The sequence below is a fragment of the Tamaricihabitans halophyticus genome (assembly GCF_004340875.1).
GTDB classification, from domain to species: Bacteria; Actinomycetota; Actinomycetes; order Mycobacteriales; family Pseudonocardiaceae; genus Tamaricihabitans; species Tamaricihabitans halophyticus.
Genome location: NZ_SLXQ01000005.1, coordinates 108,508 through 124,340, shown reverse-complemented (window position 1 = coordinate 124,340; position 15,833 = coordinate 108,508). Strand labels below are relative to the sequence as shown.

Annotated in this window: 12 protein-coding genes; 5 read left to right on the top strand and 7 right to left on the bottom strand. The window is 65.9% G+C overall.

The features are described 5' to 3' along the window. Positions 1 to 9: 9 nt before the first annotated feature. The 3 genes from EV191_RS14165 to EV191_RS14155 form a co-directional block, all read right to left on the bottom strand. Positions 10 to 924 carry a nucleotidyl transferase AbiEii/AbiGii toxin family protein gene (locus EV191_RS14165; RefSeq protein ID WP_132877511.1) on the bottom strand — a complete coding sequence of 305 codons (915 nt, stop codon included), beginning with the start codon at positions 922 to 924 and terminating at the stop codon, positions 10 to 12. After that, entirely contained in the window at positions 921 to 1,508 is a 588-nt protein-coding gene (locus EV191_RS14160; RefSeq protein WP_132877510.1) for a type IV toxin-antitoxin system AbiEi family antitoxin domain-containing protein, read from the bottom strand. Before EV191_RS14160 ends, EV191_RS14165 begins: the two co-directional genes overlap by 4 nt. Before the next feature lie 127 nt (positions 1,509 to 1,635). After that, positions 1,636 to 2,331, bottom strand: a complete 696-nt coding sequence (locus EV191_RS14155; protein WP_132877700.1) for a methyltransferase domain-containing protein — start codon at positions 2,329 to 2,331, stop codon at positions 1,636 to 1,638. 28 nt (positions 2,332 to 2,359) lie between these two features. Between EV191_RS14155 and EV191_RS14150 the strand changes: the two genes are divergently transcribed. Beyond that, positions 2,360 to 2,791, top strand: a complete 432-nt coding sequence (locus EV191_RS14150) for a MerR family transcriptional regulator (RefSeq protein WP_243658957.1) — start codon at positions 2,360 to 2,362, stop codon at positions 2,789 to 2,791. Between the two features lie 269 nt (positions 2,792 to 3,060). Here EV191_RS14150 and EV191_RS14140 read toward each other — a convergent pair whose 3' ends face one another. Next, a complete protein-coding gene (locus EV191_RS14140) occupies positions 3,061 to 3,885 on the bottom strand; it encodes a helix-turn-helix domain-containing protein (protein ID WP_132877508.1) in 825 nt (274 codons plus the stop codon). A gap of 97 nt (positions 3,886 to 3,982) precedes the next feature. On the opposite strand from EV191_RS14140, the gene EV191_RS14135 reads away from it, so the two are divergent. After that, positions 3,983 to 5,395 (top strand): amidase, encoded by a 1,413-nt coding sequence (locus EV191_RS14135; protein WP_132877507.1) that lies wholly within the window; start codon positions 3,983 to 3,985, stop codon positions 5,393 to 5,395. On the opposite strand, the gene EV191_RS14130 is transcribed toward EV191_RS14135, so the two are convergent. Next, positions 5,392 to 6,309, bottom strand: a complete 918-nt coding sequence (locus EV191_RS14130) for a LysR family transcriptional regulator (RefSeq protein ID WP_132877506.1) — start codon at positions 6,307 to 6,309, stop codon at positions 5,392 to 5,394. The two genes, EV191_RS14135 and EV191_RS14130, sit on opposite strands and share 4 nt — an antisense overlap. Before the next feature lie 100 nt (positions 6,310 to 6,409). Between EV191_RS14130 and mdlC the strand changes: the two genes are divergently transcribed. From mdlC to EV191_RS14115, 3 genes are read left to right on the top strand one after another with little or no spacing between them, the layout of a single operon-like run. Further along, on the top strand, positions 6,410 to 7,990 hold the full coding sequence (mdlC, locus tag EV191_RS14125) for a benzoylformate decarboxylase (protein ID WP_132877505.1): 1,581 nt from the start codon (positions 6,410 to 6,412) through the stop codon (positions 7,988 to 7,990). 4 nt (positions 7,991 to 7,994) lie between these two features. Beyond that, positions 7,995 to 9,452 (top strand): aldehyde dehydrogenase family protein, encoded by a 1,458-nt coding sequence (locus tag EV191_RS14120; protein WP_132877504.1) that lies wholly within the window; start codon positions 7,995 to 7,997, stop codon positions 9,450 to 9,452. Positions 9,453 to 9,468: 16 nt separating this feature from the next. Continuing rightward, complete coding sequence (locus tag EV191_RS14115) at positions 9,469 to 10,701, top strand: MFS transporter (RefSeq protein WP_132877503.1); 1,233 nt, start codon at positions 9,469 to 9,471, stop codon at positions 10,699 to 10,701. Positions 10,702 to 10,826: 125 nt separating this feature from the next. Here the strand turns inward: EV191_RS14115 and EV191_RS14110 are convergent, their stop codons facing one another. Together EV191_RS14110 and EV191_RS14105 are read right to left on the bottom strand one after the other, a co-directional pair. After that, a complete protein-coding gene (locus tag EV191_RS14110; RefSeq protein WP_132877502.1) occupies positions 10,827 to 11,681 on the bottom strand; it encodes a hypothetical protein in 855 nt (284 codons plus the stop codon). Beyond that, the gene (locus EV191_RS14105) at positions 11,681 to 15,757 is read right to left on the bottom strand and encodes an AAA domain-containing protein (protein ID WP_132877501.1); all 4,077 of its coding nucleotides are present in this window, start codon (positions 15,755 to 15,757) and stop codon (positions 11,681 to 11,683) included. The genes EV191_RS14110 and EV191_RS14105 overlap by 1 nt, the downstream gene beginning before the upstream one ends. Between the last annotated feature and the right edge of the window lie 76 nt (positions 15,758 to 15,833).

The following is a 15,833-nucleotide window of genomic DNA, read 5'->3' as shown; positions in this document are numbered from 1 at the left end:
CCAGCCCCGTCAGGCATCCCTCTCCCATTGATGACTTTCCGGGTTCCAACACCCTGCCAGGTCGGCGATACTCAGAAGCGGATCAGCGAAGTCGATCACGGCAGCGACAGTGTCGCCGAACCGTTCCGGGAGTGGTTCGCCGTCAGGGCCGAGGTTGCGACGGTAAGCAGTGTAGGTCGAGTTGCGTAGCTCGACCAGTTCGCCAACAGTTCGCGAGAGCGGGATTAGCGTTGTTCCACGGAAGGCGGCCGTGGATTCCAACGCAGCGCGAGCGGTTGCGCCATCGATCTTCCTGGTCCCTATCAACGTGTAGATATCGGCCCAGTCGCGCACTCGAGTACTGGCCGGACCGAGCCCGATCGCGGTCGTAATCTTCTCCGCCAAGACACTCTCGACCGGGTAGCCCCACACACGTACCGCCACTGTGTCTGGGCGTAGCGCGGGCAACTCGATCATCTGCGGTGCGGGAGTCACGGGGTCACCAAAGTTGATGTCGAGTCGCAGTTTGACTTGAGCCGTTGCCAGGCGCGCCGTCAACGTCACGCGGACCCCCGCGTAAAGTGCTTCGTCGCGGATCACGCTCGTTGTCACGGTGTCAGGGAGAAATTCAACTCCGTCATCCAGGTCAGGGAGCGCAGCAATCTCAGCAACGCGGGCAGCGACGGTCTCTTCGTCGGCCGATAGATTCCGAGCCAGGGCATCTGCGTCTACCGTTGGGCGCCTGTTCCCGAACGCCGCCAGGAGCATCCCGCCTTTGAGGACAAAGTCGTCGACAAATGCGGATCGGCTCAGGCGCGCGAGCCAGCGCTCAACCACGTACATGGTCAAGAGTTCTTGCGTCCCGCGTCGTTCACGACGAGCGCGGTTCTGCAAGTCCAGATAAGCGCGTCCGGCCGAGGACTGCTTAGTCGGGCGGCCGGTCATCGAGCGCTCGCAACATCAACTGCGGCACTAACTGCGGCGAACCCACCCAGTGTTCGGGCATAGTCCAGCAGAACCGCCGAACGAGCACCTGGCGTAGCGAGATAGCGATTGAGAGCCGTGTACGCGATCGGTTCACCAAAACGGTGCCGTAGCCGGATGAGATCGACCACAGTACGTGCAGCGTCGTAAACCCGCACCCACTCACCTGGTGCCGCCGCAAACTCCGAAAGGCCCAGTTCGAAGGTTTCACCATCGAACCGAAAAACCGTCGTCGGCGGGTAGTCGATCTTCGGCACATGATCGCCTGCCGGTACCGCGACCTGCACCGCCCTGACAAGCTCGTCGGTCAGATCGTGAACAGCCGCTGCCGATACGCCACACACGATTCCCTTCGGGACTCGATACGACAAGGCCAGTGCGTCCGGATTCGATGCAGGTGGGGCGTCGCTGCGCCGAAAGACTCCCCGAGACAACTCGACGATATGCCCACCATCGCGCCATGCGTATAGATCCCGTGGGTGCACGCCCAATTCGCGCGCGAGCTTCGTTGTGAATGACCACGGAAGTTCCCCAAGCTCTCGCATGGATACAATCCTAACACTCAACCCATGGAAGCGAGCGGAATATATCCAGCAGTCGCGGCCATCCCCACCGGTTCGCGGCATCGGATCGAAGCCGCTGTGGCGTCCTTCCGGTGTGCCGAGCTTGACGCTATCGCTTGGCTGCGACGAGGAACACTGGCACCGCGACGAAGATCCGGTCCGTGCGAGCACGTTCGGTCTGCTCGGCAAGCCAGCGCTGATCATCGGTTATCCGGTGCAGCAGGCCGAGCGCCGTGTCGCCGGTCAGCACGCTGGTATGCACCTCGACGACCGGGTCGGTGAACCCGGCGTCCAGCAGCAGGTTGCGGTGCCCACGGGCAGCGCGGGGCGATGGCAGCGTGTCCGCCTTCGCGTGGATCAACCGGCGGGTGGTTTCCGGCTCATCCGAGTCGATCACGATCGTGTCCCAGTCCTGGCCGAGCAGCACGGCCCTGCCGCCTGGGGCGAGCACCCTGCGGGCCTCGGCGAGCGCGCGTGCTGGGTCGTCGACCAGGTGCAAGGTCTTGTCCGCGCGGTAGCCGGAAACCGACCCGGTCTCCAGCGGCAGCTCGCAGGCCGCGCCGAGATGGAACTCACTGGCCGGCCAGCGCTGTTGGGCGACCGCGATCATCTCGGGGTCGAGGTCGATGCCGACCGCATGGGCGCCGCGCTCGGCAAGCTCGGCGACCGCGCGGCCAGCACCGCAGCCGACGTCGACGACGGTTCGGCCGGTGAGACCGCCAAGCAGTTCGTAGGAACGGGCGCGCAGCTCGGCGTGCTCGGGCTGCGCGTCAACGGCGTCAAGAACTTCAAGCAAACTGGACATGCCCACCATGCTCTGAGTTAATGTCGACATGAAGTCAAGCTCGATGACGATCGGCGAGGTAGCCGAGCATTTCGGCTTGCCGACGCATGTACTTCGGCACTGGGAGTCGGAGGGTCTGCTCGCCGCTGACCGCGACGGGAACGGACGCCGCAGCTACACCCGCGACGACCTGTTCCGGATTGCCGCGATCGTGCGAGCAAAGGAGGCAAGCCTGCCGCTGCCGGAGATCCGAGCGTTCATGGCCGCAGGCGATCAGGCTGCCCGCAAGGAGGTGCTGCGTCGCCACCAACACGTACTGCAAGCCAAGATGGCGGCACTGCGGTCGGCCCTGGATCTCGTGGAGACCGGATTGAACTGCACGCACCAGGACATCGCGATCTGCCAGAGTTTCCGGGCCCATCTCGCGGAACTGGTGGATATCCCGAACGCAACGGAGACGGCTCAACCGCAAGATCCCTAAAAAATGCGGTACGTCCGGAGCACCGGACATCACCAGCGACGAGGCAACCATGGCGAGAACGGCGACGGGCGAATCCGTCTTCTCCCGAGTGGTGCGGATCCTCGAAGCATTCGACCCCGATTCGCCCTCCCTACTGCCGAGCGAGATCGCCCGACGGTCCGGGCTGCATATCGCGGCTGATCGAGGAACTCGTCCGGAAGGAAAGAAGATCCTGATGTTCCTCGGCGCGGCCAACCGTGACCCTCGACAGTGGACGGAAGCCGACTCGTTCAGCCTGTCCCGCGACGCGGCCAGGCGACATCGTCGACCGCGAGCCACTGCGCGCCGGCGACGGCCGAGGGGGTGACCCCAGCGAAGGCCCGCACCTCGTGGTGCAGATGCGCCTGGTCGACATAACCGCTTTCCGCTGCCACCGAAGCCGGACTCTGGTCTGCGGCAAGCCGGTGCACCGCGTGGTCGAACCGGACAAGTTGCGCGGCGCGTTTCGGCGCGAGCCCGATCTGCCGGCGAAACCGCGTCCACAGTCGCTTGCGGCTCCACCCGGTCTCGTCGGCCAGCTGCTCGATCCGCACCTGCCCGCGCCTCGCGACCATTCGCTGCCACACGAAGGCGACCTCTGGATCCACCGAGTGCCCCGCCGCGTACCGCTTCGTCAGCGCGGCCTCGACCAGCGCAAACCGATCGTCCCAGGAATCAAGTGCGCGTAGCCGGTCCGGCAGCTGTGCTGGCCAGACGTCATCGAGGGCGACGACCGTACCGCTCAGTTCCGTCCCGAGCACCCGGTGCGCGATCTCCGGCGAAAGCCGCACCTGCACGCACTCGATATGCTGCCCGCGCCCGCGCACTGCCTCCGGCGCGAGACCGGCGATGACGCTGCCTCGTTCCCGTGCCCCACGCGCGTCGTCGACGAGCATCGCGTCACCGAGGTCGATGAACAGGGCGACCGCTGGGTGCGGCACCACCGGAAGGTCGACGACATCGGTGGTGTTACCGGCGAAACCTGCCATCCGCACGCCGGGCAACCGGAGCCGCTGGGACGGCACCGCGATGTCCCATACCGCTGCCCCGTCACGAGCCCATTCGGCTGGTCGCATACCGCCATCGTAGGAGAAAACCGGCGGCGCGACATTTCTCCAAGACCCGGGGACCGACCGCGGCCAGGCTGAAGGCACATCGGAAAGGGGTTCCACAGTGGTCGATCCGTTCAGTTCAGCAGTCGAACTCGCCGCAGCCATTCGCAGGAAGGAAGTGAACCCGGTCGAGGTCGCCGACTGCTACCTCGACCGGATAGCCGAGCTCGACCCGACATTCAACGCTTTCTGCTACCGCGCGGACGACGAAGTACGTGCCGCCGCGTCCGCAGCGGCCGAGGCCGTAGCGCGGTCCACACCGGACGAACTGCCGCCGTTTCACGGGGTCCCCCTGCCCATCAAGGATCTCTCCAACGTCGCGGGCTGGCCGACCACCTATGGCTCCCTCGCCACTGACCGCACGCCACAGCCTACTTCGGACCCAGTCGTACGGCGGCTCACCTGCGCGGGCTTCATCCCGCTTGGCAAGACCACGACCTCGGAGTTCGGCGCGGTGTCCTTCACCGAAAGCGAGGCCCAGGGCATCTCCCGCAACCCGTGGGACCCGAGCCGCACGCCGGGCGGTTCGTCGAGCGGTGCGGCGATCGCCGCCTCGGCAGGGATGGCTCCGATCGCGCACGCCGAGGACGGTGGCGGATCGATCCGCGTGCCGGCGTCGTGCACCGGTCTCGTCGGGTTGAAGCCGACCCGTGGCCTGGTCACGAACGCCGTTGTGGAGGTCGAGGGCTTCGGCACCAGCGGAGTCGTGAGCCGGACGCTAGCGGACACCGCCGCCGCACTGGACGTACTCGCGCGCCACGACCCCGGCGCCTGGTGGTCGCCGCCCACGCCGACCCAGTCCTTCGTGGACGCGCTCACCGCCGCGCCGCCGACGGGCCTGCGGATCGGCGTGCTCGCCACCTCGCTGATCGACGGCATCCCGGTGGACCCGGCCTGTCTGACCGCGCTCGACAAAACCCTGCGCGCACTGGAACAAGCCGGCCACCACGTGGTTGACAAACAGCTTCCGCTGCCGACGTCGGAGGAACTGATCACGGCGTTCATGAAGATCTGGAACATCGGCGGCGCCGGCTTCCCGCTCGCCGACCCGGACCTCGTCGAACCGCATAACCGTGCGCAGCGTGAAGCCGCGAAGGCCGTCGATTCCTGGGCCTATGCGCAGAGCGTGCATCAGACCCAGCAGCTGTCCCGACGCATCGTCGAAGCCTGCACGGACAGCTTCGACCTGCTGGTCACCCCGACCATGGCGTGCCTGCCGCCGCGGGTAGGCGCCTGGCGCGAGAACGGCAACCCGGTGGCGGCCAGCTACCCGATGGCGGTCTTCACCTCGCTGTTCAACGTGACCGGCCAGCCCGCGATCTCGGTCCCGGTGCACCATGACGACGCGAGCGGGCTACCGGTTGGTGTGCAGCTGGTAGCCGCGCCATGGCGGGAGGACCTGCTGCTCCAGATCGCGCGCACCCTGGAGCAGGCGCACCCGTGGACCGAGCGCCGGCCTGCCCTGGAAACCTAGAATTCTGACGGTGCAGGTGCTTCGGCGAGAATGTCCCGCATGAAACCGATCAGCCACCGCTGCGCGGGGCTGCGCGCATGCGCGTGCCGCGCGTAGACCGAAACCTGCGCGGGTTCGACGTCGAAGGGCAGTTCCAGTAGCCGCACCGGATGCTCGGCGGCGAATACCTCCGCCACGTTCCTGGGCACCATCGCGACCAGTTCGCTTTGCTGGACGAGGTACGGCAGCGCGGCGAACCGGGTGATCTCCAGTGCGACCCGGTCCAGCAAATCGTTGGCCTGCAAGGCTTTGCGCGGTCCATCGTGGCCGGTCGGGCCGAAAACGGTGATGTGCCGCTCAGCCGCGAACGCCCGCATACTGACCTGGTCGCCGCGCAGCCGGGGATGCGCCTCGCCCACCATGCCGAGATAGCCCTCGGCGAACAGTGGCAGCCGGGCGATCCGCCGGGAATCCAGCAGCGGCGAGGCGATGAACGCGTCGATCTCGCCCCTGCCGAGCTGGTCGGCGGCGTTCACCACGTCCAGCGGGCGCACGGTCAGCGTCACCCCAGGGGCGCGGCCGGGCAACGCGGCGAGCAACCGGGGCAGCAGCGACACCTCGCCGAGATCAGAAAGGCAGAGCGTGAATCCGGTTCGGGCGGTCGCCGGATCGAACGAGTGCGCCCCGCTCATCGCGGCCTCGATGCCGGAAAGCGCGTCATGCAGCGGTTCGTAGAGCTCGCGAGCGGTGGTGGTTGGCACGAGGCCGCCGCTCTTCCTCCGGAACAGTTCGTCACCGAACCGGCGGCGCAGTTTCTGCAGGCCGTAGCTGATCGTCGGCTGCGTGACGTGCATCGATTCCGCGGTGGCCGTGACACTGCGGGTCTCGTAGAGCAGCACGAACGTGCGCACCAGGTTCAGATCGAAGTCCCGCATTATCAATCCCATCGATACCGATTGCCGGGAACATCTATTGGAACATGGCCGCCCAACCTCCTTATGCTCTGCGTCACACCGATCACGGGAGGGCCTACGGATGCCAACCGTTCGCCGGATCGCGCACGAATTTCTCGAGCGCAACGAGCTGACCACGATCTTCGGCAACCCTGGCTCGAACGAACTGCCGTTTCTCGCCGAACTGCCGGACACCTTCCGGTACGTGCTCGGGCTACACGAAGGCGTCGTGCTGGGTATGGCGGACGGCTACGCACAGGCGACGGGGCGGCCGGTGCTGGTCAACCTGCACGCGGCGGCCGGTTCCGGGAACGCGATGGGCGCGCTGACCAACGCGGTGTATGCCCGCTCCCCCTTGGTGCTCACCGCTGGCCAGCAGGTGCGCTCGGCGATCGGCATGGAGGCGATGCTGGCCAATGTCGGCGCAACCGAGTTGATGCGCCCGCTTGTCGGCTGGTCCGGTGAGCCCACCTGCGCGGCTGATGTGCCGCGATCCTTGGCGCAGGCGGTTTTTGAGGCTGAGCTGCACAGAAGGCCCAGTTACCTTTCGGTGCCCTACGACGATTGGGCCGCCGAGCTCGATCCGGCCACACTGCCCACTGTGGACCGAACGGTCCGGCAGGGCCGAGCACCCGATGCCGTGCAGCTCGCCGACCTTGCCGCGCGGGTGGAGGCGGCCCGAAATCCGGCACTGGTGTTCGGCGGTGATATCGACACGGCCGGCCTGTTCGACGCAGCGGTGCGTCTCGCCGAGCACCTTGCGCTGGCTACCTGGGTGGCCCCTTCCCCGCATCGACTGCCGTTCCCGAACCGGCATCGGCTGTTCCGCGGCGTGCTGCCCGCAGGTATCGGGCCGCTGTCCGCCGAACTCGCGGGGCATGACCTGATCCTGGTGCTCGGCGCGCCGGTGTTCCGCTACCACCAACACGTGCCGGGCAGGTACCTGCCGGAAGGCAGCACGCTCGTGCAGGTCACCGAGGATGCGAGCGCGGCGGCCCGCGCGCCGGTCGGTGAGGCGCTAGTCGCCGATCCGGGCGTGGTAATCGACGCGCTGCTGACCCGGATTCCCGCGCGCCGTACCGCATCCGGCGAGCCGTTCGGGTCAAGCCCGGAGCCGGCAGCGGGGAAGAACGCGCTGCATCCGGAGCAGGTGTTCGCCGCGCTACGCGACACCCAGCCCGGCGATACGGCCTACGTTGTGGAATCCACCTCGACGAACGCGGCCTGGTGGCGGCAGATGGATCTGCGTCATGGTGGTTCTTACTTCTTCCCCGCCGCTGGCGGGCTCGGGTTCGGGCTGCCAGCCGCGATCGGCGTGGCGATGGCCAGGCCGGACCGTCCGGTGCTCGCGGTGATCGGGGACGGCTCGGCGAACTACGGGATCACCGCGCTGTGGACCGCCGCGCGATACCGGGTGCCGGTTACCTTCCTGATCCTGCGCAACGGCAGTTACGGCGCGCTGCGCTGGTTCGGTGATCTGCTCGGCACCCCGGACGTTCCGGGTACCGAGATCGACGGCATCGACTTCACCCGGATCGCCGAGGGCTACGGCGTTCCAGCCGCCTCGGTCACCGGCGACGCGGAACTGCGGACCGCACTGAAAGCGACGGCCGAAGGGCCGCGGCTGATCCAGATCGACACCGAACTCACCACCCCGGAGTAACCCGATGACGCTGCTTGGCGAGACCGTATGGCAGGACCGGATCTACCGCGACGGCTGGATCCCGGGCACCGGCGGAACCCGTGCGGTGACCGAACCCGCGACCGGTGAACGCCTCGGCGGCATCGGCCTCGCCGGCGCGGACGACGTCGCACTGGCCGCCAGCCGCGCCGCCGAGGCGCAACGTGCGTGGGCGGCGACCGCACCGAGCGCGCGCGCCGCGGTACTACGCAAAGCCGCTGAGCTGTGCACCGCGCATCGCGCGGAGCTCGAGGACTGGCTGATCCGCGAGGCTGGTTCGGTGCTGGCCAAGGCCGCTCTGGAAACCGACATGGCCGCTGGGATCTGTTTCGAGGCAGCGGCGCTGCCGACGCATCCGGGCGGCGAGGTGCTGAGCACCGAAGCGCCGCACTGGTCGTTCGCCCGCAGGCTGCCGGCTGGGGTGGTTTCGGTGATCGCGCCGTTCAACTTCCCGCTGATCCTGGCCATCCGTTCGGTGGCGCCCGCGCTCGCGCTTGGTAACGCGGTACTGCTGAAACCGGATCCGCGTACCGCGGTGTCCGGCGGCGTGACGCTGGTACGGGTGTTCGAGGAAGCTGGCCTACCGCCGGGATTGCTGCAGCTACTGCCCGGCGAAGCCGAAGTGGGCGCCGCGGTGATCGAGGCACCCGAGGTATCCGTGGTCTCGTTCACCGGATCGACGTCCGCAGGGCGCAAAGTCGGCGCGGCGGCCGCCGGCGCGCTCAAGCGGGTGCATCTGGAGCTCGGCGGTAACAACGCGCTGGTGGTGCTGCCCGGCGCCGATGTCGCGGCAGCCGCCGCTGCTGGCGCCTTCGGTTCGTTCCTGCACCAGGGGCAGATCTGTATGACCACGGGCCGACACCTGGTGCACGAGTCACAGCTGGATGACTACGTTGCGGCGCTCGCCACGAAAGCGCGCGCACTGCCGGTCGGCAACCCTGCCCGCGCCGACGTGGCGATCGGCCCGATCATCGACGACACCCAGCTCGCGCACGTCGATAGATTGGTGTCCCGCGGTATCGCGGCCGGCGCTACCGCGGTCGCGGGCGGCAAGCCAGACCCGCCGTACTTCCCGCCGACAGTCCTCAGTGGACTAGACGAAACGAACCCGGCGTGGCGCGAGGAGATCTTTGGCCCGGTCGCCCCGGTGCTCGGCTACCGCGACCTCGACGAGGCCGTGCGGATCGTGAACGACACCGAATACGGGCTCTCGGTGGGGATTCTCGGTGACGTGGGCGTCGCGATGACGCTGGCCGACCGGGTCCATTCGGGCAAGGTGCATATCAACGACCAGACCGTCGCGGACGAACCGACCGTGCCGTTCGGCGGGCTGAAGGAGTCCGGCAACGGAGCTCGGTTTGGTGGCGCGCAAGCCAATATCGAGGCATTCACCGAAACGCAGTGGCTGACCGTTCGCCCGGAGATCGCCGAATACCCGTTCTGACCGAAGGAGTACGGCAATGACGACGTCTCCAACCCGCGCGGCATGGACCGCGGTGCTCTGCTGGCTCACCGTGTTACTCGAGGGCTACGACCTGGTCGCGCTTGGTGCGACGATCCCGACGGTACTTGGTAGTGGTCATCTCGGTTTCACTCCGGCCGGCGCGACCGCGGTGGCTACGGTGTCACTGGTCGGGGTGGCTTTCGGGGCGGCCGGCATTGGGCCGCTTTCCGACCGGTACGGCAGGCGCGGCATGCTGCTCGGTTCGGTGCTGCTGTTCTCGGTTTTCACCCTGCTGGTGCCGGTGGCGCCGAGCGTCTCGATGTTTGGGGTTTTCCGGTTCATCGCCGGGCTCGGGCTCGGCGCGTGCATGCCGGTGGCGCTGACGATGATGGCGGAGAGTTTGCCGGCGCGCTACCGGGCGAGCGCGAGCACCGTCACCATGACCGGCTATCACGTCGGCGCGGTGCTCACCTCGGTGCTGGCGCTCGTGGTCGGCGGCGAATGGCAGTGGCTGTTCTATGGCGGTGGTATCGCTGGACTGCTGGTGTTGCCGCTGATGTGGTGGAAGCTCCCGGAATCAGCGGCGTTCCTGGCCGCGAAGGAGCGGCCAGCCACCGAGCGAGTCGGTCCGAAGGATCTGCTCGGCGGCCGGTTCCGGCGGATCAGCATCGTCGTGTGGATCGGCTCGTTTATGGGGCTGCTGCTGGTTTACGGGCTGAACACCTGGCTGCCGGAACTGATGCGTTCCGCGGGTTACCCGATCTCCACGTCGATCACCTTGCTGCTGGTGCTCAACATCGGCGCGATCGCTGGTTTGTTGCTGGCCGGGGTGGTCGCGGACCGGCACGGGATCAAACCAACCGTGGTCGCCTGGTTCGCCGCCGCCGCAGTCCTACTGGCCGCGCTGAGTGTGCGGATCGGCAGCGGGCTGCTGCTGAACCTCCTGGTGTTGCTGACCGGGGTGTTCGTGTTCTCCGCGCAAGTGCTGATCTTCGGGTACGTGACAAAGGCGTTCCCCGCTGAGGCCAGGAGCACCGCACTCGGCCTCACCTCGGCCGTCGGTCGGATCGGCTCGATCGTCGGCCCGTTTGTCACGGGTGCACTGGTCACCGCGGGAGTCGCCTACCCGTGGGGATTCTGGTTCTTCGCCGCGATCGCGGTACTCGCGTTCGCCGCGATGCTGCTACTCAGCACCCGCACGATTACCGACGACAGCGACCATCCCGCCCGCTCGCCGCAACATCCTTAAAGGGCGCTGTCGGGCACGAGCGAGCTCCTCGGGCTCCACGCCGAGCGTATTCTGTGGCTGCCCCTGCTCACAGCAAGAATGGGTCGCGCAGGATCACGTCGTGTCCGAGGTTCATCGGTCGCCCATCACAACACCTGACCGCCCATTCGTTCTTCCAGGTCGTTCAGTACCGCATGCACGGGTGCCCAGCACAGTTTCACACTGTCGGCGTCGAAATCGGGCAGCTCGGCCAGTTCCTTACGTGGATGGATGAAGTTGCGGAAGTTTCGCACCGCATGGATAAAGTTCTTCGCGTCAAGCTGAATCCAACCCCGGGCGTGTGCGGTATCGATCAGGGTCTCAAGCCGCGGCTGCCGCTCCCGGACCGTCCGGCCGTCCCGATCGATGAACTCCTGATGGTCGCGTACCCGCTCATCCCGTTCCTGTAGCAAGGCCAGCAGCATTCCCTCCACGACACTGCCGATTCCGATCACGGCCATCGTGTGTGCCCCGCCTTGCTCGCAGATTCGGGTCTCGCCGATCCGCCTTAGTAGGACGCGAACGGTCGTTTCGTCGGCAATCAACCGGCGGAGTCGGTGCTCTAAATCGGGCGGTTCGGAGAACACTGCCGTCGAACCGTCCGCACCGAGCTCACCCACTGCTGGACGCCCACCGACGTAGGTCACCACAAGTTGTTCCGGTTCCAGCCTCTCGTTGATCGCCAACCGGAACTCCTCGGCAGCGACCATTCCATCGTCGTACTCAAGCGGGTCGCATGCTCGCGCCAGCAGCCGTTCCAGATCGGCCCAGTTCTCGCGCCGACTCCACATCTGGTCGACTAACCACGGTACTTTCGCCGAATGATCGTACTCAGGTGGATCCGCCCAGCCGGCATCACGGAGCAAGCGTTCCAGCTCCCACCCCTTGCGCTCATACTGCCCTCCACTGTCCACAATCACCGCAGCCAGACGTTCGATCGTGCGCGGATCCAGCGGGAACATCAGCCCTCCTCCTCATCCGCCAGATGCTGCGCGATCTCCACTGCACGGCCCAGCCGCTCGACAATCTTCCGGCCTCGCTTCTGAAAACCCAGCTCGCCCATGGCCTGGCCGATGCGCTCATCACGGTCCAGCTGGAGCTCGTCGCTGATCAACCAACGACACAAACCGATCAGCTCGGTGTCGGAGTAACCGCTGATCCCCAATCCGTACGGCACATCCGGGCGCGGGTTTCGCCTGGCCGAGGTCCGCATCGGCGGCGACGCGGATTCAGCCAACGGACTCGTCCCTGGGGTATGTAAGTCCACCCGCGCTGCTGGTCGATTCGGCAGTTCGGCCTGAGGGGCCCATAACGGAACACCAGCTACAGCCTTGCGCCATGCCGCCACGATCCGAGCTGTCTCCCCCTCCGGGTCGGCGAACCAGGCGGATGCCCACACTCGATGAAACCGCCAGCCCAACCGCTCTAGGTGTTCCTGCCGGAGCCGGTCTCGGTCCCTGGCACTGATCGATCGGTGGTATCGGTCCCCATCCGCTTCGACGGCCAGCACCATCTGACCCGCCACGTCGGGATGCTCCAGCGCTAGGTCGATCCGGTATTCGGACACGCCCCACTGTGGATACACCATGATTCCCTTGTCTTGCAAGCGATCGGCGATGTCGCGTTCGAAGGCGTTCGACTCCGTACCGGTGAGTCGCCCAACTTTGGCAGGGTCTCCGTCGGCGGCCGCAACTTCAAGATACCGACGCAGCAGCTCGGTACCGCTGACGTTCTCCGAGGGAGCCAGCGCGCCGGGAGGGAAAGAACTCACCACCGTCATCCTGCGCTTCGCCCGGGTGACGGCAACGTTCAGTCGCCGTTCGGCACCCTCACTGTTGAGGGCGCCGAACCCTCGCCGGTCGACCACACCGCTCGCTCGTTTCGCCACTCCGACAGCAAGGATGATCGCGTCCCGCTCGTCGCCCTGCACGGTCTCGATGTTCTTGACGAAGAACCGTCGAGTCGCACCAGCGTCCTCCGCGAAGAAATCGTTCACATCCGCACGTTCCCGCAGCGCCAGGCGTATTGCCTGATCCAGTCGATCGCGATGCTTGGTCCCCAAGGTAATTATCCCGAGGCTTTCGTCTGGCCGTTGTTCGGCATGCGCGAGCGTCAGCTCGACCACTCGGTGGACCTCCTCAGCAGGCAGGCCGCCTTGCCCTGGCGAGGAGACCCCGTCGACGATCTCGAGACGCAGCGGATTCTCGCGTACGGCTGCAGGGAACGTCACCAAATCGCCGTCGTAGATTTCCTTGTTAGAGAACGCGATCAGCCGCTCATCCTCGCTGCGGTAATGCCAGCGCAACCGGCGACTGTGCGGTATCACCGGACGCAGTGAGGTCAGGATGGACTCGTAGTGGCCGAGGTCGGACTGCTCGTCCTCGTCGTCGTCTTCACCACCCAGCAGGCGATCGAACCAGCTCGAAGGCGGCAGTTGGTTCTCGTCTCCGGACACGACGAGCCGCTTGCCACGCATGATGGAGGTGATCGCGTCGTGCGGCTTGATCTGGCTCGCCTCATCGAAGATCACCATGTCGAACAGCGTGGTCGCGGGCAGCGTCTGGCTCACCACCAGTGGAGACATCGCCCAGCACGGTCGCAACGACAGCAGGACGTTCGGGGCCCTTTCCACAAGTTTCCGCAGTGGCAGGTGGCCACGCCGCTTGCTTGCCTGATCTTTCAGGAGTTTTCTTTCGTCGGGAAAGGTGTCGCGTGCCTTTCGTGCATCGACCGCGACCCTCCTCCTAACTCGTCGAGCCGCCATCTCCCGATGTTCGACATCAAGCCGCCGGAATTCCTCGGTCAATCGGCTCTGCTGCTCGACTGTGAAAGAGCGCAGCGCGGGACTGTCGATCCGAAACTGGTCATCGAGACACCTGAGCCAGGTGTGCCGGAACATTCGCCGAGCCTGCTCGGCGCCGGCGTCACGCCGAGCGACTTCGTCCAGGAAACGACCGAGGCCGAGGCTGTTCAGCCGTGTCCGCAGCCTGGCGATGGCGGGCAGCTTGTACAACGTTTGCTTGTCTGCGGCCAGCTTCTCCAGCGTTGCCGAGACCTGGACGGTCGGCCGAGTCTCCAACGGCTCTAGCTTCGCCGACAATGCGACCGCAGCCAGCTGCCTGCGGAGACGCTGATAGTCCGCCATCATCTCAGCCAGGCCGACGACCTGCGCCGGGCGGGAGTGCGGGCCGGCCAGTTTCTGCCACAGATAACGCAACTTAACTACCGCACTCAGCTCCTCGTGCAGCCGCTGTTTCTTGGTGATGTCCTGGCGGCATCGCACCCTGGCCTGTTTCACCAGTGCCCTGCGCTGTCGCCAGGGCACTTGCTGCGGGAACTGGGCGCGTACCCGCCGTGGCGCGGTGGCGTAGTGCAGAGCGTCGAGCGAGTCGCCAAAAATATCCGGATCAAAGTTCTGCACGCTCGTGGCCACCTGATCAAGCAGCTCCAGTACCTCCTGCCAGTTCGCGATGGTGGCCGGTACCGGCAGCCCGGCCTGGGCGACCAATCTGTGCATCCGGTCGGTGCTGTCGTGGAGGATGTTCCCGGCCAGGTCGTCCAACTCGGCGACGACGCGCTCGAGGTCTTCCTCGCGTACCTCGGCCTGCCACCACGGGGTCTCCTGGCGCAGCACACGGAGGCCGCCCAGTTCGATGAATTCCCGCAGGGCATCTTCAACCTCGGCTACGACGTGCCCATCCAGGGCACGGAGCTGCTCGCCCCGGAACGCGCACGAGGTCCGGTGATGGTCGTCAAGCTCGATCAGTTCATTCCACACAGCGAACGCGCTCAGCCCCCACGGCTGACGAAGTTCGTGTAGCTCGTGCACGTGTTCGTCCAGTTTGGTCCGACAGTCGGCCAGCCTGCGATGCACCTCGGCAGCATCGACGACGCCTTCGGTCGTAACCTTCGACAAACTCTCGTTGAGCTGTTCGGCGATGTGCTTCTTGTCGATCTTGCTCTGGTGCAGATCGAGCACGAGCTCCGCTAGCCCGACCTCACCCAGGCGCTGCGTGACCGCCTCGATCGCCGCCCTTTTCTCCGCGACAAACAGCACGCGTAACCCCTGCGCAGCCGCACCCGCGATAATGTTCGCGATCGTCTGGCTCTTGCCCGTTCCCGGTGGTCCCTCGATCATCAGATGCTGGCCGGCGAGGGCGGTATCGATCGCAGCATGCTGGGACGAGTCCGCGTCAGCCACCAGGAACTCGTTCTCCGGCTTGATCTGACCGACGTCCGGTTCCACGAAACCGGCAGCAACGGCACGGACGTCCTCGACCGCGCGCTGGTCACCAGCCAGCGCCGCGATCAAGTCGTGCCCGGCAAGCAGATCGGTGGCGGCTTGGAGGTCCTGCACCATTGGCAACTTCTGGTAGTTGAACAGGCCGACGACGATGGCCTGTTCCAACTCGACGTCGATACCCAGCCGGCTGACCAGAGGAGCCAGCTCCTGGTACACCTGCTCGACCTGCTCGCTGACGTCAACCAGGCCGTCCACCAGCTGAGTCACTTTTGCGGTGACCTCGTCAGCGTCCAGCTCGGCGCCGTATTCACGCTGCAAACCGTGCAGCAGTACCTGGTTCAATTCGATCTCCGTACCGGCCTGCAGAGCGAAGTCGCTCTCGGCCGCCGTCTTCGGATGAAGGACGATCGAACGCAGCAACAGCGGCGCGCGTAGTGACAGCACGGGACGCGTACCGGACTTCGGCGGCTGGGTTCGCAACAGGCCGTAGGCTAGCCTGCCGATCTCCACGCCTTGTTCGTCCCGAAACATGGCGATCCGGCGGTGCAGATTCCGAGCACGAACGCAGGCATCCTGATAATCATCCTGGGTGCCGAACAGCGATCGCAGGCTCGTCTTCCGTCCTGCTGCCAAACTGCTCAACTCCGCCGGGTTGCAGGACGTCAGGTCGAGGCTCGTGGTTTTAGTGTTCTTGAAGTTGAGCAGAGTGTTGCGATGGTCCAGGTCGATCAGATCCCGTGCCCACTCCGCAGCCTTTCTTTGTAGCAGCTCAACGCGTCGTCCGTCGCCCAGCATGTCGCCCCTCCAACAGACTTGTCTCCAGCCTGCATTCACCTCGTGATCCAAGGCTCACCATGCTGGCGAGCCGTAT